General features: G+C 57.0%; 20 protein-coding genes. All 20 read right to left on the bottom strand.

The genetic code is table 11. From position 1 onward, the window contains the following. Positions 1–576, bottom strand: coding sequence for a type VI secretion system baseplate subunit TssE (gene tssE, locus AC6I8C_RS07810; protein ID WP_377794727.1), 576 nt, complete (start codon positions 574–576; stop codon positions 1–3). Further along, positions 566–1,393 carry a type VI secretion system accessory protein TagJ gene (locus AC6I8C_RS07805; protein ID WP_497822089.1) on the bottom strand — a complete coding sequence of 276 codons (828 nt, stop codon included), beginning with the start codon at positions 1,391–1,393 and terminating at the stop codon, positions 566–568. Before AC6I8C_RS07805 ends, tssE begins: the two co-directional genes overlap by 11 nt. 16 nt (positions 1,394–1,409) lie before the next feature. Then, on the bottom strand, positions 1,410–2,387 hold the full coding sequence (locus AC6I8C_RS07800) for a hypothetical protein (protein WP_497822088.1): 978 nt from the start codon (positions 2,385–2,387) through the stop codon (positions 1,410–1,412). Positions 2,388–2,397: 10 nt separating this feature from the next. After that, a complete protein-coding gene (locus AC6I8C_RS07795) occupies positions 2,398–3,189 on the bottom strand; it encodes a PP2C family protein-serine/threonine phosphatase (protein WP_013357582.1) in 792 nt (263 codons plus the stop codon). Further along, complete coding sequence (gene tagH, locus AC6I8C_RS07790) at positions 3,186–5,048, bottom strand: type VI secretion system-associated FHA domain protein TagH (protein WP_497822087.1); 1,863 nt, start codon at positions 5,046–5,048, stop codon at positions 3,186–3,188. The genes AC6I8C_RS07795 and tagH overlap by 4 nt, the downstream gene beginning before the upstream one ends. Before the next feature lie 298 nt (positions 5,049–5,346). Continuing rightward, positions 5,347–5,739, bottom strand: a complete 393-nt coding sequence (locus AC6I8C_RS07785) for a lysozyme inhibitor LprI family protein (protein ID WP_497822086.1) — start codon at positions 5,737–5,739, stop codon at positions 5,347–5,349. Positions 5,740–5,758: 19 nt separating this feature from the next. Then, positions 5,759–6,124, bottom strand: a complete 366-nt coding sequence (locus AC6I8C_RS07780; protein WP_497822085.1) for a T6SS amidase immunity protein Tai4 family protein — start codon at positions 6,122–6,124, stop codon at positions 5,759–5,761. A 153-nt stretch (positions 6,125–6,277) separates the two neighbouring features. Further along, positions 6,278–6,691, bottom strand: a complete 414-nt coding sequence (locus AC6I8C_RS07775) for a hypothetical protein (protein ID WP_497822084.1) — start codon at positions 6,689–6,691, stop codon at positions 6,278–6,280. An 18-nt stretch (positions 6,692–6,709) separates the two neighbouring features. Then, entirely contained in the window at positions 6,710–7,123 is a 414-nt protein-coding gene (locus AC6I8C_RS07770; protein WP_497822083.1) for a hypothetical protein, read from the bottom strand. After that, positions 7,120–8,112, bottom strand: a complete 993-nt coding sequence (locus AC6I8C_RS07765; protein ID WP_497822082.1) for a hypothetical protein — start codon at positions 8,110–8,112, stop codon at positions 7,120–7,122. The genes AC6I8C_RS07770 and AC6I8C_RS07765 overlap by 4 nt, the downstream gene beginning before the upstream one ends. A gap of 101 nt (positions 8,113–8,213) precedes the next feature. Further along, the gene (locus AC6I8C_RS07760) at positions 8,214–8,696 is read right to left on the bottom strand and encodes an Hcp family type VI secretion system effector (RefSeq protein ID WP_013357577.1); all 483 of its coding nucleotides are present in this window, start codon (positions 8,694–8,696) and stop codon (positions 8,214–8,216) included. Between the two features lie 542 nt (positions 8,697–9,238). After that, a complete protein-coding gene (gene tssC / locus AC6I8C_RS07755) occupies positions 9,239–10,738 on the bottom strand; it encodes a type VI secretion system contractile sheath large subunit (protein ID WP_095707337.1) in 1,500 nt (499 codons plus the stop codon). Next, a complete protein-coding gene (gene tssB / locus AC6I8C_RS07750; protein ID WP_013357574.1) occupies positions 10,735–11,268 on the bottom strand; it encodes a type VI secretion system contractile sheath small subunit in 534 nt (177 codons plus the stop codon). Before tssB ends, tssC begins: the two co-directional genes overlap by 4 nt. A 79-nt stretch (positions 11,269–11,347) precedes the next feature. Next, on the bottom strand, positions 11,348–12,364 hold the full coding sequence (gene tssA / locus AC6I8C_RS07745) for a type VI secretion system protein TssA (protein ID WP_497823319.1): 1,017 nt from the start codon (positions 12,362–12,364) through the stop codon (positions 11,348–11,350). A gap of 16 nt (positions 12,365–12,380) precedes the next feature. Continuing rightward, positions 12,381–13,097 (bottom strand): type VI secretion system-associated protein TagF, encoded by a 717-nt coding sequence (gene tagF, locus AC6I8C_RS07740; protein WP_098050882.1) that lies wholly within the window; start codon positions 13,095–13,097, stop codon positions 12,381–12,383. A gap of 14 nt (positions 13,098–13,111) precedes the next feature. Next, positions 13,112–16,741, bottom strand: a complete 3,630-nt coding sequence (gene tssM, locus AC6I8C_RS07735) for a type VI secretion system membrane subunit TssM (protein ID WP_497822081.1) — start codon at positions 16,739–16,741, stop codon at positions 13,112–13,114. 3 nt (positions 16,742–16,744) lie between these two features. Next, complete coding sequence (locus AC6I8C_RS07730; protein WP_013357570.1) at positions 16,745–17,983, bottom strand: DotU family type VI secretion system protein; 1,239 nt, start codon at positions 17,981–17,983, stop codon at positions 16,745–16,747. A 17-nt stretch (positions 17,984–18,000) separates the two neighbouring features. Further along, entirely contained in the window at positions 18,001–19,341 is a 1,341-nt protein-coding gene (gene tssK / locus AC6I8C_RS07725) for a type VI secretion system baseplate subunit TssK (RefSeq protein WP_161736259.1), read from the bottom strand. A 5-nt stretch (positions 19,342–19,346) separates the two neighbouring features. Continuing rightward, complete coding sequence (tssJ, locus tag AC6I8C_RS07720) at positions 19,347–19,841, bottom strand: type VI secretion system lipoprotein TssJ (RefSeq protein ID WP_033732334.1); 495 nt, start codon at positions 19,839–19,841, stop codon at positions 19,347–19,349. Positions 19,842–19,864: 23 nt separating this feature from the next. Next, the gene (locus AC6I8C_RS07715; protein WP_033732333.1) at positions 19,865–20,461 is read right to left on the bottom strand and encodes a hypothetical protein; all 597 of its coding nucleotides are present in this window, start codon (positions 20,459–20,461) and stop codon (positions 19,865–19,867) included. Positions 20,462–20,817 lie beyond the last annotated feature (356 nt).

Raw genomic sequence — 20,817 nt, 5'->3', positions numbered from 1 at the left:
TTACCCTGCATCCTGAAGTTCGAAATGGCCGCTCTCCAGATCAACCTGAGTGCGGAACAGAAACGCCAGCGGATAAGGCACGCACCAGAGCCGCCCTTTGATCTCAATCGACAACACGTTGTGCAGACTAAGCGAGCCGAGATCGCTGACGCATCGCACCTGGAGTCCCTGCGGCAGAATGCGCGGCTCAAAGTGCAGAATGGCGTTGGTCATTTTGCGCTGCATATCCTGCCATTCGATATCCGAGACGTTCTGTCCGGCCAGCGGCGCTACGCCGAAGTTCCAGACCGAGCGCTGTACCTGATCGAAACCGCCCAGATCCTGCTGCGCTTCGTTATTGATGGTGTTAAACAGCCACTGCAGATCGCGCAGTACGTGGCGGCGCAGCGTACTGTGGCTGATGAGCATGCTGTTCTCCGGCTCCTGCTGCCTGTCCGGCGCGTTGTCGGTCAGGCGGTCCAGCAGCGAGGATTGCAGCTTGTCTCGGGCGGTCAGCGCATCGCGCTTTTTGCGCGCACGAAAGCCGCCATGCAGCTGGGCATAGCCGTCGTTGTGCGCGCCTGAATCATGGCTCATCGGCGGACTCAACGTTATCAAACGCGACCTGCTGCAGGCTCAGCAGCGAGAACTCCGCGCTGTCGCTGAGCCACATTTTTTGTCCCTGGCCGATAAACTGGTCCGGATCGTCGCCCAGCGGCTGCCATTCGGTGACGCTGGCGCGCAGAAAACGCTCGTCCGCACCCGCCAGCAGCGGATAGCGCGCCGGGATCTGACACACCTGTTCGCTGCCATCCACCAATTGCACCCGCGTATGACGCCACACCAGATCGGTGACGCTGGCGGGTGCCTGGAACTGCATCTCACAAATAGCGGCGAACGGGATCCAGTAATAACGACCCTGATTGATCACTTCACACACCGGCCCGAAACGGCTGTCGCCATCCATCAGCCAGCTGAAGGCGGTCGGCTGATCCTGCCCGGTCGCGGTGCCGGGATTGGCGGCCGCAAGATCCAGCGCGTCGGCACGCAGTGCGCTGCCGCGCGCGACATCACCCGCGGTTTCGGCCTGTAATGCGGCCAGCAGTGTGTCGCACCAGTGCCAGGCGCTGCCCGGCAGCACGGGTTGTGCCTCACCACGCAGCACGGCATCACGCTGCAGCTCACCGGCAATCGCCTGCTGCAACAGATTAACCGTTGGTTGCGCCTGCGGGCTTAACGCCAGCCAGGATTGCAGCTGCGTCTGCGCGCGCGTCCAGTTGCCCGCCAGACAGAGTAATTGTACAAAGGCGGCGCGCAGATCGGCGTTCGCCGGATTCGCCTGAATCTGGCGGGTAACGTCAGCCAGCGTCTCGCTGAGCGTGGCGTTCGCAAGATGATGTTGTAAGGATTCCATGCAAACTCCTTTTGCGTCAGTTAAGGGTGCGGTAGACCGCAGCGGCGGGATCTTTCAGTTCAGGGTGCAGTTTTTCCACCAGCTGTACGCTCAGCGTGGTATTGCCGCTGACCCACGGTGACCAGACTTTGCGGACTTCCTGCAGACGTGCCTGCAAAGCACTCTCATCAGCGGCTTCACTGGCGGGCATCAGCACCACCACCTGACGGGCCGCCTGCCAGCCGTTAAAGCGGTTGCTGAAGGGCAGAACCAGCCAGCTGTCCGGGGATTTCTCGTTACTCAGCACCATGCGCTCGCTGTTAACCGTGGTGATGTGCAGTTCAGCGGTAGACGACTGACTGCTCAGTCCCATCACCGGGAAGCCCTGCAGGAAGGTCACGCCGACGGCTGCCGGCGCGCCGTTACCCTGCTGCGTCAGGCGGCTGTGTCCGCTGAGCCAGCCATCGGAACCGCAGACCAGCCCCTGCTTAGCTGGCACAAACAGCGCACTGCCCTGCGCCGGATGCTGCCACCAGGTGCGGAAATGGCAGCCGTCGAGCAGGCTGAACTGCAGCCATGGCGAGGTATCCGCCTGGGCGGCATTGACCAATGGGTCCGCAGGCACGGCAGCCGTGGCTGGCTGTTGCTGTGCAGGCGGCGCGGGTGGCGTCACCACGGTCTTCCACTGCTGCGCGCGGGCGGCGCTGCCGGTAGCGATTTCACTGCCCGCTGTATCGGTCAGCTGCCAGTGCAGCTGCTGCAGCGGTTTACACTGCGACGCCATTAGGCCAGCCACCCGTGGCAGAAACTCTTTCAGCACCGACGCGTTTTTCTCACCCAGGGTGACGATGCGCAGGTTAATGGTGCTGTTACACCAGCTCGACAGCTGATTGTTTTTGACGTCATCAATCCAGACATCCAGTTTCTGTGCCGGGGACTGAACGATGCGATAGTTTTCAGCATAAGCGTGCGTGCTGAGCAGCAGCGCAGCCAGACCCAGTAATCCATATTTCATGTTGGCGTTCTCAATCTCGCAGAGGGAAGAACTGCGCCGCTTCAGAGAGCGAGTGCAGCAAAGTGGTGTCCTGTGGCGATCCAATCCAGACGGCCAGTGCGCTGAAATTATCCTGCTGCCCCTGATCTGACTGATCGTTTTTGATGATTTGCTGCATCAGCGTCAGCCACTCTTCCGGCGTATTCACCATGTGCAGTGACTGCTGCATCTGCTCCAGCGTCACACCGTGCCAGAAACCATCGGTGCAGAGCAGAAAGGCATCGCCATCCTCAATCCCGACCACGTCGCTGTAGCTGGCGTCGCGCTGCTCATCACCCATCCCCAGCGCAAAATAGAGCAGGTTGCTGTTGATGCCTTCGGTGCGATGTCCGGCATCTTTCATCTGCTGCACCAGGCTGTGGTCGGTGGTGACCAGATAGAGATAGCCGCGGCGGAACAGATAAAGGCGGCTGTCACCGGCATGCGCCCAGCAGGCAAGGTGGTAGTCGCGGTCAATGAACAGGCTGACCAGCGTGGTGCCCATCCGGCTGTGCTCGCTGCTGGCTTTCTGCTGCTGCCGGATGGCGTGATTTGCGTGATTAACGTAGTTGCGAATCGACTGCGCATTGAGGTGCGCATCCCCATCGAACGCTTCCAGCAGGCTGCTGCGGGCGATGGCGGCCGCCCTGTCACCGCCGGGAAACCCGGCCACACCGTCGCACACCACAAAACAGGCGGAGCGCTTACCGATGACATCACCGATCTGATCCTGATTACTGGCGCGATCGCCCTGATTCGACGTCGAGGCAATAGTGATATTCATGCGTCATCCGTGTGGGTTTGTGAGTCTTTGTACTGATTAACTTCCAGGTCATAGGCGTGCAGAAACGCTTCGCCAAACAGGGTGTGGAAATCGTCTTCGATCTCGCCCGCCGTCTCGCCGTAGCGCTCAACAAAATGCTCCCACAGCGCCGCTTTACGGCTGCCCGGCAGGCCGATACGGGAAACCGATCCTGCCTGACGCGCCTCCTCTTCCAGCTGCTCGGGATTAAAGGATTGCAGCATCGAGGCGATGATGGCGCGGATACCGGCGATCATGCCCAGCTGGTGCGCCTGCAAATCAATCAGCGCATCCCGCACCGCCTGACGCGGTGGCATAAAGCCCGGCATCCGGCTGCCGAACATCTGCATCAGAACGGTTTTGCCCGATGGCAGCAGCTTGAACGGGTTATTGGCGTCGTCGAGGATCACCGTCATGTCGGCCTTAACGCCGCGCTTAAGTATCGAGCGCGATGACAGCAGCGCGACCGTGCCCTGCGAGAACATGCTGAGCATCTGACCAAACTGCAGCATCTGCTCGCGGTCAAACTGCGGCGTTGGCTGCAGATCGCGCAGACCCATGCCTTCCAGCAGCGCGTCCAGCAGTTCACCTTTCAGCGCATCGCCGCTGCTCTGGCTGGATGTGGAGGGCTGCACGGCGGCGGCATGCTGGTGACCCGAGGCAACCGGATCGATGCGCAGCCGCCCTTTCGGCGTCGGTGAGGGAGCACGCTGCACCGCCTGGGGTGTCGGCAGCGTAATGCCGCCGTAGTCGTTTTGCGGATTAACCGCGTCTGTCTGACCAGATTCCGCCTCCTCATCCGCCAGCAGCGTCTGGCGCGGGGCTTCACTATGAGGCTGGTCATCAACGGGTAAGTCGATGCCGCTGAACAGCGGTGAGTGATCCATTTCGTTCAGGCTGATGGAAGCCTGCTCAGGTGAGCGTGCGGCAACCGGCTCAGGCTTTGTCTCTGGCTGAGGCGGCACATGCAGCGTCGCCGGTTTCGCTGGCTCCGGCTGCGCCAGCGGCACCGCGTTCCCCATCATCAGTCCTAAGGGATCATCATGGTTGCGCACATCCGCACTGCTCTCGCCGTCGAACAGGCTCAGCGGATCCAGTTCAGCGGCGGGCGCTTGAGACTGCTTTGGCGCGCTGGGCTGCTGAGCCGCCAGCGTGCTCGGCGTACGGTCGTCAAAAATGCTCTGCTGCGCAAAGAGCGCATCGCCGTCGTCAAACAGGCTGCTGTTTTTGGGCTGCTGACCATAATCCAGCGGCGCATCGTTGATCAGCTGTGCCAGCGGATCTTCCGGATTCCGGTCTGGCATGGCGGGCGCGGTCAGCGGATGGGCATCCGGCATTTCCGGCGCGGCTTTGCGTTTAGAGAGATCGTCGGAAATCGAAAACTCTTTCGCCAGGCTGTCCCAGATTTCGCTGGGGATGGCGGCGGTGGTGCTGGCTTTTTCGGCTACCGGTTCACGAGGAGCCGCGGCAGGCTGGACCGGATCCGGACGCGGAACCGCCCTTTCAGTCTGCGGCTGCTGTGCACTGCTGAGATCGCTGACCAGCAGCTGATAATCATCGATGCCCAGAATGTCCCCATCCTGCAGCTCAACCTGACGACCGCGTTCCAGCGGAATATCGTTGAGCAGCACGCGCGTCACATTGCCACGGTTAGTCAGACGACATTCACCGTTTGCGGTGATGTGCACAATGGCCTGCAGCCGGGAGAGCGTTCGGTCGTCATCCGGCAGCACCAGATTGTTATCCACGCCGCGACCAATGGTGCCGCCGGGCGGGAAGAAATCACAATGAGTTTGCGGCGGCTGTTGGCCGGGTTTAGTCGTTATTATCGTAAAGCGCATAACGGATTCCTGCGGTTAGCGGTTCGGCATCTATACCGCGCACCTCTCGGGGAAAGGCGCGGGGTATAGGGAGCGGGAAAGTTTAATTTTGGGGTTGGGGTTTATTTAAATTAGTGACGCCGGATACGTTACTTAAACTGACAGAGTTACTGGTTAATAAATTAAATCCACTGCGACGGGAATTAATTCTTACTTAAAGAAGCGAGCAGCATAACTCCGAATCCGAAAAGACAGCATATCAGAGACCAATAAGAGTGATTTTTTTGAATTTTAAACAGACATAAATCTTTCTGGGTAATCAGTAAGGCAGTTGCTTCAGAATTGCAGTGCGTTCCTTATCGAGACGATCAATACAGAAATTCATGACGCTCACATAAGCATCGCTGCCCTCTTCAGCGGCATAGGCTTCCAGCCTGCACTGACTATCACGGTATTTAAGCCAGTTGCGCTGAGTATCAATGAAGGCGCTTCGGTACTGGCTGGACTCCTGATCATGGCCTCTATAAAGGTGCTCGATTCGGATTTTCGCCGCTTTATACTCTTTATTTAAATCCAGCTCTGACTCTGTTTTATTTTTTTCTGCACATTCGTTAACTTCCTGAGTGTTATTCCCGCTTGAACAATCACTCATCGCCTGGACGGAGGAAACATAAGAAGCTAAAAAACATAGCAGTAAATAAAAATATTTCATCAGAAACTCACCATTGATATTAACTTTTATTTTTATATCTTTCGTAAAGCATCTGAGCATCCTGGCTTTGCGAAAGTAATGTGCATTTCATCATATTGAAGTTACCTGATACCGAGCCGGTCAGGTTCATCTCCAGATACGCATTAATCAACTTATCACCATCACTGAAGGCTTCAACAGGGAGGTGGCTTACCTCTAACCAGGCTGATGCGCTTTTAAAGGCATCATCGGTGAAGGCCTTGTCAGTCGAAGCCTTACCTGCACAGCGGTTCAGAAGCCAGTTCCTGAAAATCTGCGGTTGCTTGAAGGCGTCTGGGGCCGGAGGCGTTATCGCCAGCACTGCAGGAGATAACGTCAGAACGAATAACATCAGGACTTTTTTCATTTCAGTATCCACAGAGAGGCAACATCAGGGACACACTGCCATAATCTGCGCCTTCAGGAAGTGACAGGTATCAGAACAGATGTTGCTTTTTCAGGGTGCCACATGCACTCGGGTATTAATGAAGCCATCTCCATGATCATAGTTAAGCACATACTAGTTATAAAAATGACGCCAGATAATAAAACCTAAACCTCCGCCAATCATCATTACCGCAGTCACCATATTTAAAGTATGAAGGCGTGTTAGCCAGCCTATTTCTTTTTCAGGTAACGATTGAATAAAATGATAAGTCTCCTGGCTAACGCTCTCCTTACCTCTACGCTGAAGTTTCACACCTTTATATAAGCGTGCAAACCAGGAAATTTTCACAGGATGGAATGATGGACTGAAAAATGAGCTAACCTGAGTGCTGAAATCAAGATCCAATCTTCTTTTACGAAACTCGCCAATTAATGATTCATAGTTTTGAACATTTTTTCTGAATATTATGTAGCCTACAATTTGCAAAGCAATCGAACTCAGAAAAGACATCACTGACACAGCAATCAAAATGCAAGGCCAGGTCATAAAGTCTTATCCATAGCTTCAGTTAAATACATAAACAAAAATAGCCATAAAAACAGCCCAGACAACTGTCAGAAAAAAAGTAAGCTGGTAAAGATAGAGCGTCTTTTCCATCCAAACCATTTTGTCTTTAGGTTGTTTTTGTACAAATTCATAAGCCTTTATGCTGACATTTTCAGATTTAGAAAAGCGCATTTTCCGCCCTTTCCTGAGATTCATGAAAAAGGCTAACTTCTGATAATTAGCATAGAACCCCAAATGATTTGCAACTTTCGTGGTTAAGTCTAATTGCAAGCCAGCATTTTGATAAAGATCGATAAAATCCTGATATGCTTTTCGATTAACTCTAAAGAACCACGCAGCATAGACATGCAGAAGAATGACCAAAACAGATAAAATCACACTGCCATACATAAAAAAATCATACGAACTCATAAAATCTTATCCATCAAAATACCTGCCCCTTTTTCACCCAGTTTAGCAGCACCAAAACCCCCTGCAGCGGATCCGACTATTCCACAAGCTAACGCACCTATGCCTCCGGTTGCAACACCCAGTGCTACGCAGGCGGAAGTTGTGATTGCACCTGCCGCCGCGCCGCCCAGGATACCTGCAGTCGTGCTTGCTGCAAACTGAGAATACCCTTTCACCGCTACTTTAGAGCATTCATCTTCTCTTTCAGTGGTACAGCTGTGATAAACCTCATTCGTTGTATTCACAGCACTAAATCCTATCGAAACCCATCCACCCATTTTCATAAATTTCGCTGCTTTTGCTGCACTATCTACATAGGTCGAATAACCGCGTATTACTCCTGTGCCAGCAGTTTGCCAGTCATGAATAATAGATGAGCTGGAAAGGTTTAAAGCATGCTTAATCTTTTCATAGGGGCGCAAGTTCAACATAAATCGGGATAAACGATTCAGTAATACTTCAAGTTCACCAAACAGGCGTTTACGCTCGATAAAAAACTGCTGCCCGAACAATGTTCCTGACGTCAGATATTGGTTACGGTAGGCATTCTCAATAGCGACAAGTTTCTTGCCAATTTCATTGAAATAGCGCTCTCCCGCATCGCCGATGATACCTGATGCTTTATCCATAAAATTGGTAATAGCAGCAATGGAAGCATAATGGCGGTTAAAGAAATCAGCCTCATCAACGGTCAGATGAGTGACACTATTATTGGTTCTGGATTTAGCTTCTTCCAGCGTGCGCATGGCAGCCGGGTGATTATTACCATTCGGATCGGCAACGATTAAAATCTGGCCGGGTTTAGCCCATGCAACATCAGCATTTAATTGCAAAAAATAGTTCGCGGCAGACATATTGCGCGTGCCATAAAGCCACATTGCCTGCTCAGTCAGTCTTCCTGGACGCTGAACAACACAAAATCCCGGCTCAATTGAATTTCTCTCTGCCATAACAACCTCCTTTTGCAATTAAATGTTCGAAACGTATAACTATTGCATCTGATTCCTTGAATTTTAATGAAGATACGCCCCCTTTTCGGAGGCGTATTATATTACGCTTCTTTATTGCCTTTGATGTCCCAGCCGGCGCTGCTTTCTGCGCCTTTGCCGCCGGAAGAGCTCTGCTCCCAGTACTGCTGCTTCACTTTAGAAGCCTGGAAGGAGTAGGTCATTCCCAGGGTATCGCCGTTGTCGGAGCCATTGTAATTCACAGCGGTCACCAGAACGTCTTCCAGGGTGATGCGCGCATACTCAACCTGAGAACCGCCCGCTTTACAGATAGAGAGTTCAACTTTAGTGAGATGCTTACCGCTTGCGCAGTTCTTCAGCAGCGCCGTAGTGGATTTGTCGATCAGTGCATTCACGTGCAGGTCGTTGAAGTTAACTTTGCCCGCACCGCCGCCGCCGCCCACAGACATGTTGCCTGGCTGAGAAGCACCCCATGAGAAAGAGGTAATATCAGTCCAGCCAGTGTGGTTAGAGTCTTTAGATTCGCCGGTGACACCGTCGACCTTCATAAACATATCAATAGCCATTATCTTTCACTCTTTATTGGTTGAGATTATTGCTTTCAAAAAAAGCAAGGATATGGCAAAAAGAAAAGCATGGGGCTGAATAAAACAGTCCATATTTTACCTTTGCCTTGCTTCTGAAATATCGTCATAAACCATATTTCAGATAGTGCATTGCCGGGCACCAGACCGGGCAATGTATTAAATTCCCATGACGAAAATCGGAATACTGAACACGGAGTCAGGGAACACAAAAGCAATTAATCTCTTTCCCTTAGCTTGTGCCCGGCCCAGTAAAAACTTAATGACGCAGTGACTGAAAGAGTAATCAGGATGCCGTTAATTATTTTCCCCATCATCGTGACATTCCAGTCAAAGAGGAAGAGGTAATAACCTGCGCATGTGAATAAAATCAGGGCTGAAATAAAAACCAGCAGATAACGGAGTCAATACAGAGCTAATTTTTTAACCATTCTTTTATCCTCCCTGACATTCACCTCAGCAATCTTTCTGTGAGGCATCAGGCGCAATACCCTTTCGCGCCTGATAACCTTACGACTCAGCCCTTAAGCATTATCATTTTTCAGTGACGGCAGCTTAGAGACCAGTCGCAGCGAAACGGTCAGGCCTTCCAGCTGGTAGTGCGGACGCAGGAAGAACTTCGCGGCGTAATAGCCTGGGTTATCTTCCTGCTCTTCCACATTCACCTCGGCAGCGGCCAGCGGCTTGCGAGACTTGGTCTCCTGCGAGGAGTTAGCCGGATCGCCATCAACGTAGTTCATCACCCAGTCGTTCAGCCAGCGTTCCATTTCATCACGCTCGCGGAAGGAGCCGATCTTGTCGCGCACGATGCACTTCAGGTAATGCGCGAAGCGGCAGCAGGCGAACAGATAAGGCAGACGCGCGGCCAGACGGGCATTGGCGGTGGCATCGGCGTCGTGATATTCCGTCGGCTTCTGCAGTGACTGTGCGCCAATAAAGGCGGCGAAGTCAGAGTTTTTGCGATGCACCAGCGGCATAAAGCCGTTTTTCGCCAGTTCGGCTTCGCGGCGATCGCTGATGGCGATTTCGGTCGGACACTTCATGTCCACGCCGCCGTCGTCGCTCGGGAAGGTGTGGCACGGCAGGTTCTCAACCGCCCCGCCCGATTCCACGCCGCGGATTGCGGTACACCAGCCATACTCCTTAAAGGAGCGGTTGATGTTGGCGGCCATTGCATACGCCGCATTGCTCCAGGTGTAGTTGCCGTGATCGGAACCGTCGGTCTGCTCTTCAAAATCGAAGCTGTCGACCGGGTTGGTACGAATGCCATATGGCAGACGTGCCAGGAAACGCGGCATCACCAGACCGAGATAGCGTGCATCTTCCGATTCACGCAGACTGCGCCAGGCAGCATATTCGGTGTTCTGGAAGATTTTGGTCAGATCGCGTGGATTCGCCAGCTCCTGCCAGGACTCCATCTGCATCACTTCCGGCGCGGTGCCGGTGATAAACGGACAGTGTGCCGCCGAACCGATGCGCGCCATCTCACCCAGCAGCTCAACATCCTGCGGGCTGTGGTCGAAGTAGTAGTCACCCACCAGACAGCCAAACGGCTCGCCGCCGAACTGACCATACTCCTGCTCGTAAATCTTCTTGAACAGCGGGCTTTGGTCCCAGCCAGCACCTTTATAGCGCTTAAGCGTACGACCCAGCTCCTGCTTGGAGATGCTCATAAAGCGGATTTTCAGCATCTCATCCGTTTCGGTGTTGTTCACCAGATAGCTCAGGCCGCGCCAGGCGCTTTCCAGCGACTGGAACTCCGGATGGTGAATAATCTGGTTAACCTGCTGCGACAGCTTTTCGTCGATCTCCGCGATCAGCGCCTGAATGGTGCGATAGGCGTCGCTGGAAACGGTGACGGTGTTCTCCAGCGCCTGCTGCGCCAAAGTTTTTACCGCGCTTTCGACCGCGGCGCGTGCCTGGTCGCTTTTCGGCCGGAACTCTTTGTTCAGCAGCGCGCTGAACTCATCCTGGCTGAAACTGGCCGCGCCCTGCGCCTGGGGTTGTTGTGAAGTCTGCGTCATGCCTGCGGCTCCTTACCTTCAGTGGCCTCATCCTGCTTAGGCAGATGGGTCAGAGCCTGCAGCAGCGTTGGATCCTGCAGCACTTTACCAATCAGCTCTTCCGCACCGTTTTTGCCGTCCATATAGGTCAGCAGATTTGCCAGCTGGGTACGGGCTTCCAGCAGCTTGCTCAGCGGCTCGACGTTGCGGGCCACGGCATCCGGCGAAAAGTCGTCCATGCTGTCGAAAGTGAGATCGATGTTCAGCTTACCTTCGCCATTCAGGGTGTTGTCTACCTGGAACGCGGCGCGTGGCTTCAGCGCTTTCATGCGCTCATCGAAGTTGTCGATGTCGATCTCAAGGAATTTGCGGTCGTCGATGCCCGGCTGCGGCTCCAGCGGTTTACCCACCAGATCCGCCAGCACGCCCATCACAAACGGCAGCTGGATTTTGCGTTCCGCGCCATAAATTTCCACGTCATATTCAATCTGAACGCGAGGCGCGCGATTGCGGGCAATGAACTTCTGCCCACTGGATTTGCTTGTTGCCATGGTTTTCTCCATCAATGATGCGCGGATAATGTGTCACAGCAGGCGCGCAGGTCCCGCTGTGTGAGTGGGTCACGCCTGCTTAGTCGCGACGTCCGAAAATGGTTTCCAGCTGATGCACGCCATCGGGTGCCAGCTCGCGGATGATTTCCAGGAAGTCGCGCTCGATTAAGCGCTGTACCCGGTCGATCATCAGCGGAGCCGGATGGCTCGGCTCATGCTGGGTGAAGTAGAGCTTCACTTTCTCCAGCATCAGCTGGGCATCGGCGCGGGAACTGATCTGTACCGTGCGCCAGTCCGCGGCCGCGCGCGGCGCCGTTGCGACCGCCGCCGGGGCCGCCACTTCTGCGGGTTGTTCCGCCGCTGCGGCAGGAATCAGCTGGCTGAGGTCCGTGGCCTGGCAGCGTTCGGCGATCAGCGCAATCTGTCTGCGCAGCAGGGCCAGTTCCGGCACCGCCGCATCGCCAAGCCGTTCGGCCACGGTTTCGCAGATGGTCTGTAGCCGCTCATGAATCTGCAGCACCGCCTCAATACCGGGCTGGTCGCCGCGCGCCAGTTCATCGATCAGACGCGGCAGGCCGCCAGGGTAGTCCGCCACCTCGGTTTTGCTGCCGTCGCACAGGGCGGCCGCATCGCGCAGTGAGATACCGTCGGACGGATAGCGCAGCAGCCAGCACTGACGCACCGCGCCACTGAGTTCCGTCTTGTCACCCAGCAGCGCCAGGGCATTAATGCGGTAGAACGGGTCCTGCTCGCCGTACTCTTCCAGCCGGGGCCACAGCGGCTCCCAGTAGAGCAGCAGCGCCTGTTCAATCAGCTTCAGGCCCTGGGCATAGCCCGGCAGTCCTTTCAGCTCCGTCCAGGCGTGGGTCAGCGCCAGCATCACCCGTAAATCTTTACTGCGGGCCAGCAGCGCTATCGCCAGCTTCTCAACTTTGTTCCAGTCGGCGGGTTCGGCCGGAATGATGGTGTTGCCGAACTGCTGTTCGGCTTTACCGGCACTGGCCTGCTCCATCGCCTGAAAATCAGCGTCGTACTCCAGGTTATCGCCACCGGGATTGTCATCACTGACCGGAGCCAGCAAAGCCTCTGTATTCATCGTCATGGGTATCGCCTCAGGATTCAAACATCGGGGGATAAAGTCCGTTTCGTCCCGGCTTTGCCCCACCGGCCGGATCAAACAGCAATGAAAAAAGCTGCGCGGTGAAGTTACCGCTATGGACCTGGGTATAAAGCGGGAACCCGTCGCTCTGATTGGTCCACCAGAAACTGGTGTAAAACTGCGGGTCGAAGTTCTCGCCCGGCAGCGTCCAGTTCAGCGTTGAAGGCGTATCGCCATGGCCAATGACGTTGAGGATATCTGACGGCTCGTCCGTCTCCTGCGGCGGTTGCGGCTGCGGAATGCTGATCAGTGCCTGATCCAGCTGCTCCGGCGACCCGCCGCCCTGCACCACCCGCAGCAGCGTATTGCCTACCTGCTGATACCACTCGCCGGAGCGTGCCAGCAGCGCTGGCGACCACTCGGCGGGGGTGAAGTGACGCAGCGCGCAGAGCGGATAGTTACGTCCCACGCTGTCCCGTGCCGCAATCAGGCAGCCCATCTGGATCAGCTGACTGCCCAGCATCGGCGGCACCACAAAATTCCAGACCGGCGCGTTGAGGAACGGGCGCGACGGCGCGTTATCCCCCTCCTGACTGCTCTGCCAGTGATGCAGGCCCACCTGAAACCAGCTGGACCATTGGCGATAGAGGACGTCAGGAAAGCGGCGCTTCACAAAGTCACCCGCGCTGGGCAATTTGCCGTACCAGCAGGGTGCAGCGTAATGAGTCATTGTCGGGTCCTGTTTCAGGGGCAGCTAAAGCCGGGAAGCTGGAACGGGTTACGAATGCTGCCAGGGGTGAACGACAGCGTGACCTGATGCCCCTCCACGCTGAACGTGGCTTCGCGGGTCAGGCCGCCGGCCGCGGTCACACGGGCGCGATCGAAGAAACGATTGAGTGCCCAGGGCCCACTGGTGACCAGCGTTGAGGTGGTGCCGTTGGTCAGGCCAAGCTGCATCCGTACCTGGCTGGTGCCGCCCGGACCGGGCCAGCTGACCATCTGTACTGCCTGCGGCCCGTGGCTGTAACGCAATTGCTGTCCATCCACATCCAGCGTCAGGTTAAGAATGTCGTTGTCCATTTTTACGGTGCGCAGCGTGACGCGGAAGCCTGGCGTAGTCGCACCATTGGCAAAGAACGCATCACGAATTGACTGCGCCTGCTGGAACGGACGCAGCAGCGCTTCGCCGCCCGGCAGCGTTTTGCCGTCAATACCCGGCGTAAAGCGCCATGAGGCGTTGGTGGTGTCGACTTTGCTGGCCAGGTTGTCGCGGAAGAAGCTGTCCATCATGCCGCTGCCGGGGGCGAACATCCGCGCCAGATCGTCTGGCGTCACCTCACTGCGCGCGGAGCGCACCAGCGGATAACGGCCGGCGATCGCCTGACGACAGAAACTGCCGACTTCCATAGTGATGCGTTTACGGACGTTATCCATGTCGCGACGCTGCGCATCGCTGCTGGCCCCGACCGCCATACTGGAGACCATATTCTGCAGCGAACCGGGCAGACGTCCGGCGCTGGCCTGCAAACGACTGATCGCATCGCTGGCCGGTGGCGGCATCCCGCTGTTGGCGGCATCCTGCACCGCCGTGAGGTAGCGATAGAGATCGTCAATCTGGTGCAGGAAATCATCCACCGCCAGCACCTTGCTGCCTTGCTGTAACGGCTGAGCCAGCTCAAGCACGGGCGCAAAATGCACGGCAACCGCCTGCTCCGGTGACGCCTGCGCTGCCGCCTGTCCACGCGCCGCAGCCGCTTCAGGCGAGGTAAACAGCGCTTCAAGGGTGCGGGTAGCGCTGTTATCCGACGGCTTTGCCGACTGCGCGGTTTTCTCATCGGGCTGCGCCCGGTTCAGCGTCAGCAGGTTACTGAGGTTGATGACCAGCTGGCGCAGCGGCGAGTGGTTGCCCGACAACAAGCGCGCGGTGTTAATACGCTGCGAGAGATCGGCGCTGCTGTTGAGCTGGATATCGCTCAGGAACTGCTCCCACTGGCGGATGTAGTCCTGCACATAGAGCTGACGCACCGCAAGATCGGTCTGCTCACTTTTCTGCTGCGGCGCAGCGCCGTCCAGCACCCAGAGATCGTCCTGATAAAGCGCCTGCGTCACCGGACCAATCTGCTTGTCCACATGCTGCCAGTAGCCGTCCGGCGTATAGAGACCTGCTACGCCATCATTCACCGATTTACCGCTTTTGCGGGAAAACACCAGCTCGCTCTGGGGACCGCCCAGCGCCGCCAGCGTCACGGTCTGCAGACTGTCATCACGTTGCAGCAGGCGCTTCAGGCGTCCATAGACGCGCTGTGACAGCGGCATCTGATTAATCAGCGCCTGCTCGCGCTTTACCAGCGCGTCATCCTTCGCATACGGCGACGAGTGAATCTGCGTCTCCAGCAGCTGTTGCAGATGCCACGCCAGCTGTTTTACCTGCTGCTGCGTCACGTTCTGCGGCAGCTCGCGCGACAGGTTAAGCATCAGCCACGCCTGCAGAAACTTGCCATCGTAGTGCTTCGGCTGGTAGAGCATCTGATACGCCTTCAGCGCTTCATAGCTGTAGTCAGCGTCGCTGCCATTGTCATTGCGCAGCCAGCGGGTGATGTTCTGCGCTACCTGCGGCAACAGCAGCTGCTTCAGCGCTTTGTCGTAGAGCGCACGCGTCGCATCGCTGACCTCGGTGCCACGATAAAGGCCCATACGACGCGTCAGCGGCGGCGATTCCAGCGAGAAGTCGGCGCTTTCCGGCAGGTGCAACAGGGTGTTGAGATAAGGCACCAGCGCAAAGAGATCGCCGTTGACCTGCTTCTGAAGCTGGTCGCCCAGCTGCTCCACCTGCGGCGCTTTAGCGGCCATCTCCTGCAGGTAGACTTTGTTCTTGCTGTAGCTGGTGAGCCACAGACCGCCCGCGACCAGTAGCAGCAACAGCAGCGCCAGATAGCCCGACCAGAGTCCGGCGCGATTGCGCAGCTCCCACCAGCGGTTACTGCCCGCCAGACCCGACTCCTGGAAAACCACGTTTTCCAGCACGCCTTTCAGGAAGAAACTCTGCCCTTTGTTCTGCGGAATCGGGGCATCCTTATCGACCTGATCCCAGCTGCCTGATTCGCCCGCCTGCTGGCCTGGCAGATTCAGGGCGCGGTTCAGCTCGCCCATTACCCGATCAAACGGCAGACCTTCCTGGGTGCCGCTGGCAAAGTAGATGCCGCGTGGCGCGAACTGGGTTTCAAAATCCGAGCGGGCGAACAGCGTGTCGAGCGCGTCGGCCAGCAACGGACGCAGCGCAGCAAACTCCTGCGGGAAGAGATAGCTTTCGGCACGCGCCTGCGCGTCGCTCTCCGTCAGCAGCCGATCGGCCAGTCCGGCATCGAGCCGCTGTTGCAGCAGGGAATACTCCTGCTGGAACTGGCTGTTAAGTTCGAAATCGGCGGCGGATGCCTTCGCCCACGGAAAGGTGAATCCCCAGATCTGCTCACGCTGCGCTTTATCCAGCGAGGCGAAGTAGCTGCGGAAGCCTTTGAGGAGGTCTGCTTTGGTGACCAGCACATAAACCGGGAAACGGATGCCGAGACGATCGTGCAACTCCATCAGACGCTGACGCAGCGCCAGCGCCTGGTTGCGCAGTGCCTCGGGCGACTGACTCAGCAGATCGGAGACGCTCAGGGTGACGATGACGCCGTTGATCGGCTGACGTCCGCGATATTTACGCAGCAGGTCAAGGAAATGGTGCCATTCGCTGGCATCCCGCTCCTGCTGACTCTCCTGGGTGCTGTAACGCCCGGCGGTATCGAGCAGCACGGCGTCGTTAGTAAACCACCAGTCGCAGTTGCGGGTGCCGCCAATGCCGCGCAGGGCAGACTTTCCAAACTTATCCGCCAGCGGGAACTGCAGGCCGGAGTTGACCAGCGCGGTGGTTTTACCAGCACCGGGTGCACCGATAATCATGTACCACGGCAGCTGATAGAGATACTGCCGACCAAAGCGCTGCGCCCAGAACGGCGTGCCTTTGCTGCTGTGGCGCTGGAAGTGCGCCTTTCTCAGCATTTCAGTAGCTTCGGAGAAACGGCCCGCCAGCACCTGCTCTTCACTGGTCAGACGCTGACGATCGGCTTCCGGCGCATCGCTTTTGCCGGTTTCCAGACTCGACATCAGCTTGCGGTTAAGCCAGTAATTGTAGAGCCGCGGGATCGCCTGCCCCAGTCCCCAGACCAGATAGAGCAGCGCGATACTGATCATGCGGTTTTGCTCTGGCTCAAGCGGCCGCGAATCAACGATAGAGAAGACCGGGCCAATCACCCAGATAATAAATGAGAGCGCAGTGATGCCGACAAAGCCCCACGCAAGGCGGCTGGTCAGCACCGCAAACAGAATATTCAGCATGGATCAGTTCCCTCTCGCCAGGCCGTTGAGTTCGGCATGCGTCGCATCCGGCGCCACCAGCAGTGTGATTTCAACACGACGGTTACGCGCGCGATTCTCTGCGCTGGTGTTTGGCACCAGCGGATTGCTCTCGCCGCGCCCTTCCGCTTTCACCCGTGACGGCTGCGCCAGCTGCTGTTGCAGCAGGGTCTGCACCGAACGGGCGCGCGCCAGCGACAGCTCAAAGTTGGAGGCGAAGCGCGCGCTGCGGATCGGCACGTTGTCGCTGTAGCCAATCACCTGAATCTGGCCGCTGACGTTGTTCATGGCCGCCGCGATGCGCCGGATCACGTCAATGTAGCCGCCGCGCACTTCGGTTGCCGCCGAAGCAAACAGCCCATCCCCTTTCAGCGTCACCACGCTGCGGTCCGCTTCATCACGCACCGCCACCAGCCCGGCATCAATTTCCGGCTTCAGGAAGGCGCGCAGATTCAGCGTGGCAGGCGGAGGCGGCGCCGGGTTGCCGATCTTCACTTCCGGCAGCGCCGTCTGATAGATGCGGGCCAGCACCGGCGAGGTGTAATCACCCAGACGCCAGTTGAGCACGATGTAGAACAGACAGGCGGCCAGCCCGGCCACAGCCGCACAGGCCCACAGCGGGATCATCGGCCGCCACAACTTGCGCAGCACCGGCTGGTCGGTGGGATGCGGTGACAGCGCTGCGGCGTAACTGCCGCGTACGCTTTTGATCATCTGCAGCAGGCGCTGTTTGATGGTCTCCAGCTGCGAGCGGCCATTGTCCAGCACCCGGTAGCGTCCTTCGAACCCCAGCAGCAGGCAGAAGTAGATCAGCTCCAGCATCAGAATGTGACGTCTTGGGTTTTGCGATAGCTTCGCCAGCAGCTGGAAAAACTTCTCGCCGCCCCAGGTTTCGTTGTGAAAGGTGACCAGCAGACCGTTGCTGGTCCAGACGCCGCGACTGCCCCACGGCGTCAGCGCCGCTGCCTCATCCAGCGCGGTACAGAGACAATAGCGCGCGCCGATGATCACTTCGTAGCCGAGGCCCGACTGCTGGCAGCTCAGCTCAAAGCGCCGAATCTGGTCGATCAGCTGCTGACGCAGTTGCGCCGGGTCTTCATGCGACACCGAATGGCGGATCTGTGGAATCGCGTTAATCAGGGGGTTGGCCGCCGCAACCAGCACATTCTGGTGGCTGGCATCCGGCGCAAGATCGCTGTGTGAATGTTGTTGTTCCTGCATCATGCTGCGTGCTCAGTTTATTATTCTGACTGACTGCGGATGGCCCAGAACTCCATGTTCAGGCCCGGAAACTCACCGGCAAGATGCAGCGCAAAAGCGCCCGAGCGCTCCATCTCTTTCCATAGCTCGCTGTTCTTATCCAGTTCGAAATAGCTGTATCCGGCATGCCACGGGATCTGCGGGGGCGCGCCGGGCATCGCCCGAAGTGCCAGACCCGGCAACTGCAGCTGCACCAGATCGCGGATTTTGCTGACCGGCGCGACTTTCATCTGTGCCGGGAAATGGGTTTTCAGGGTGTCGGCCGGCACGCTGGCTTTCACCGCCAGCACAAAGCCGAACTCATGCACCATGCTGCTCTCCGGCACGGTAGCGACGTTAAGGCCGTGCGAGCGCTGCGTCAGCGGCAGCTGAATGGCGCTCTCCTCCATCACCTGCGACAGACCCTGACGCAACAGCAGCGACAGACGGCTGAAGCAGTTATGCAGGTCGTCGTGATCGTAGAGCGGCAGTCCTTCCGGCGCGCGTGCGGGTGTCCAGGTACTCAGCTCTGCAGCCAGTTGCAGCCAATGGCTGTAGAGGGTTTCAGGATGCAGCAGCGGCAGATGTTGCAGATGGCTGTGCAGGCCAAGCTGACGATTGAGCAGCGCCAGCAGCATAAAATCGACCATATCGGCGCTGTTGAAGCGGCCGGTGCCGGGTGCACGCTGACTCAGCTGCTGGCTGCGCTGCTGAATCAGCCCGTGCAGGTCGTTAAACATGTTTTGCAGCGGACGGCTGCTGTTCAGAGTCAGCATCGGCGGGATGTAGTCGCTGTCGAGCCGGATATGGTTGTCGCTGCGTTTTTCAATCACCTGCGCAACGCCCATCGCGGTCCACTCGGCGGTCAGATCCTGCTCCAGCATCAGCCGCAGGCGCAGCTTGCCGAACTGTACCGTCGCGCTGCCCACGGCCTGGGCATTATCATCTTCCACGTCCGCTTCCCAGGCCAGATAGCGCGCCAGAGAATCCTGCGATTCCTGGAAGGCGACGGCTTCGCGGCCATTGCGACGGGTCGGTATCGCCAGCACCACTTTGCTGCGGTCAACAGAAGCTGGCAGATCAAGCGGTGCCGGGCCATGTTGCGGCTGGCTGAAGGCGAAAAACGTGCCGTCTGGCAGACAGCCGCTGGCTGCACTCAGCGCCAGTTTGCCCTGACGCAGCAGCGCTTCATCAAACTCCAGATCGTAAAAACCCCAGGTGTAGACGCGCTGTGACTGACCCCATTCACGCAGGGTGCTGAGAAGATAATTTTCTGACTGCTGGAAATGGTGAGGACGCAGAAACATCCCCTCGGTCCAGACGACCTTTTCGGCTCTGTTCATCGGCATCACTGTTTTTCCACGCGAAGGCCATTAATTCCCGCCACGATGCGCGCATTCAGCTCGCTATCGTCACGTTTCCAGAATGCCCAGAATGAGGGCGACTCCCCTTCGGGCACCGGCAGCGACAGTCGCCACACCTTGCCATCCAGCGCCTGATATTCCGCCATGATGCCGATGAAGCGCGCCTCAGGCAGGCTCTTAATCCGCAGCGTTTTGCTGCGCTGCTCTGGCGTCAGGAAGAATTGCTGGGTGTTAAGCTGCGCACTGCCCAGCACCGTTGCGGACTGGTTTTGCAGGGAGAAGAAGTCTGCTGACATGAACTCCGCATCGGAGCTCAGCAACACCACACGGACCTTCAGCGGCGCACCGCCGTTAAGCTGATTCTGCCCCTGAACGTCCAGGTTGTAGTAAGCCACCGGCGGCGTACTGCTGCTGCAGGCCGTCAGCAGCCACATCAGCAGCACGATCAGCCCACCGCGCAGTTGTGTTGTTCTCATCATCCAGCCCTCCCTGCTCAGTGCGATTAGTTAATGATCCAGGTTCCGTTGGTGCTGTTCTGACAGGCGGTGCTGTCACCGTTAACCGCGACGCAGGTTTTCTTCTTGCTGCTGCTGCGCACGCGGCGTTTCGGCTGATCGGCTTTGACGGTCTGATCGTAGAGTGCGCTTTTCACCACGGCGCGGAATGGCACATAGCCTGTCAGCTGAACGGTTGACTGCGGCGCGGCAGACTGAGGCGCATCTTTGACACTGGCAGTAGCGTTGTCCGGTTGAGGCTCTGCTGCCTGAGCCGGTTCACCCAGCGCCAGCCAGTTGTTCTCGACCTGACCAATCACGGTGTAGCTTTCGCCGGTTTTCAGCGTCTCCACCACCTTGCCGCCGTAGCCTGGCTGGCTCATTACCGAGCCGGGATAGAGCGCGCGATAGGTTTCATTGACCGGGCTGAACTGCGCTGGCGGTTTTACGGCATAACGGTGACTGATCGCCACACCGTCTACCGTGCTGGTGACCAGGGTGTCATCGGTCATTTTTGGCGGGGTTTTACAACCGGCGACTGAAAAAACAAACATCAGGCCTAACGCAACGCGGAGCTTCACCATTTTTTTCATGTTGTGTTCCATTCGTACCTTGGAGAGTGGCCAGAGGCCGGGTGTCAGTAATGAAAATCGGAGATGTCATCTGCACAGGAAGCCACTTAGTGCCAGATTAAAAAATAATCCTTAAACAAAAAGCGCCTAATCGTCTTGCTGCGAAACGTTAACCGATCAGCAAAAGTTAAGTATAAAAAAGCAACAGCGGGGACGTAAACGGGAAAAGGGAGGAATCTGACCTGGCAAACAACGATCAGAAACATGATCAATTTTTTCCCGGCAAATTTAAGAAGGTGGGGTAAACCCAAGCTTTCCTTATGCCATCCCTGGTCGAAAAACCGTCGGATTGAATTAAGCCGATAACAGTGAGTCAATTATCCGGCAGT

It is taken from the genome of Pantoea sp. X-Soil-YNGN-844, from assembly GCF_059730595.1.
The sequence above is the reverse complement of the archived record's forward strand: the minus strand, read 5'-3'. Positions and strand labels throughout refer to the sequence as shown.

Coding starts and splice junctions, on each gene's coding strand:
- tssE (WP_377794727.1), bottom strand. CDS start 576: ATGAGCCATGATTCAGGCGCGCACAACGACGGCTATGCCCAGCTGCAT.
- AC6I8C_RS07805 (WP_497822089.1), bottom strand. CDS start 1,393: ATGGAATCCTTACAACATCATCTTGCGAACGCCACGCTCAGCGAGACG.
- AC6I8C_RS07800 (WP_497822088.1), bottom strand. CDS start 2,387: ATGAAATATGGATTACTGGGTCTGGCTGCGCTGCTGCTCAGCACGCAC.
- AC6I8C_RS07795 (WP_013357582.1), bottom strand. CDS start 3,189: ATGAATATCACTATTGCCTCGACGTCGAATCAGGGCGATCGCGCCAGT.
- tagH (WP_497822087.1), bottom strand. CDS start 5,048: ATGCGCTTTACGATAATAACGACTAAACCCGGCCAACAGCCGCCGCAA.
- AC6I8C_RS07785 (WP_497822086.1), bottom strand. CDS start 5,739: ATGAAATATTTTTATTTACTGCTATGTTTTTTAGCTTCTTATGTTTCC.
- AC6I8C_RS07780 (WP_497822085.1), bottom strand. CDS start 6,124: ATGAAAAAAGTCCTGATGTTATTCGTTCTGACGTTATCTCCTGCAGTG.
- AC6I8C_RS07775 (WP_497822084.1), bottom strand. CDS start 6,691: ATGACCTGGCCTTGCATTTTGATTGCTGTGTCAGTGATGTCTTTTCTG.
- AC6I8C_RS07770 (WP_497822083.1), bottom strand. CDS start 7,123: ATGAGTTCGTATGATTTTTTTATGTATGGCAGTGTGATTTTATCTGTT.
- AC6I8C_RS07765 (WP_497822082.1), bottom strand. CDS start 8,112: ATGGCAGAGAGAAATTCAATTGAGCCGGGATTTTGTGTTGTTCAGCGT.
- AC6I8C_RS07760 (WP_013357577.1), bottom strand. CDS start 8,696: ATGGCTATTGATATGTTTATGAAGGTCGACGGTGTCACCGGCGAATCT.
- tssC (WP_095707337.1), bottom strand. CDS start 10,738: ATGACGCAGACTTCACAACAACCCCAGGCGCAGGGCGCGGCCAGTTTC.
- tssB (WP_013357574.1), bottom strand. CDS start 11,268: ATGGCAACAAGCAAATCCAGTGGGCAGAAGTTCATTGCCCGCAATCGC.
- tssA (WP_497823319.1), bottom strand. CDS start 12,364: ATGAATACAGAGGCTTTGCTGGCTCCGGTCAGTGATGACAATCCCGGT.
- tagF (WP_098050882.1), bottom strand. CDS start 13,097: ATGACTCATTACGCTGCACCCTGCTGGTACGGCAAATTGCCCAGCGCG.
- tssM (WP_497822081.1), bottom strand. CDS start 16,741: ATGCTGAATATTCTGTTTGCGGTGCTGACCAGCCGCCTTGCGTGGGGC.
- AC6I8C_RS07730 (WP_013357570.1), bottom strand. CDS start 17,983: ATGATGCAGGAACAACAACATTCACACAGCGATCTTGCGCCGGATGCC.
- tssK (WP_161736259.1), bottom strand. CDS start 19,341: ATGAACAGAGCCGAAAAGGTCGTCTGGACCGAGGGGATGTTTCTGCGT.
- tssJ (WP_033732334.1), bottom strand. CDS start 19,841: ATGATGAGAACAACACAACTGCGCGGTGGGCTGATCGTGCTGCTGATG.
- AC6I8C_RS07715 (WP_033732333.1), bottom strand. CDS start 20,461: ATGGAACACAACATGAAAAAAATGGTGAAGCTCCGCGTTGCGTTAGGC.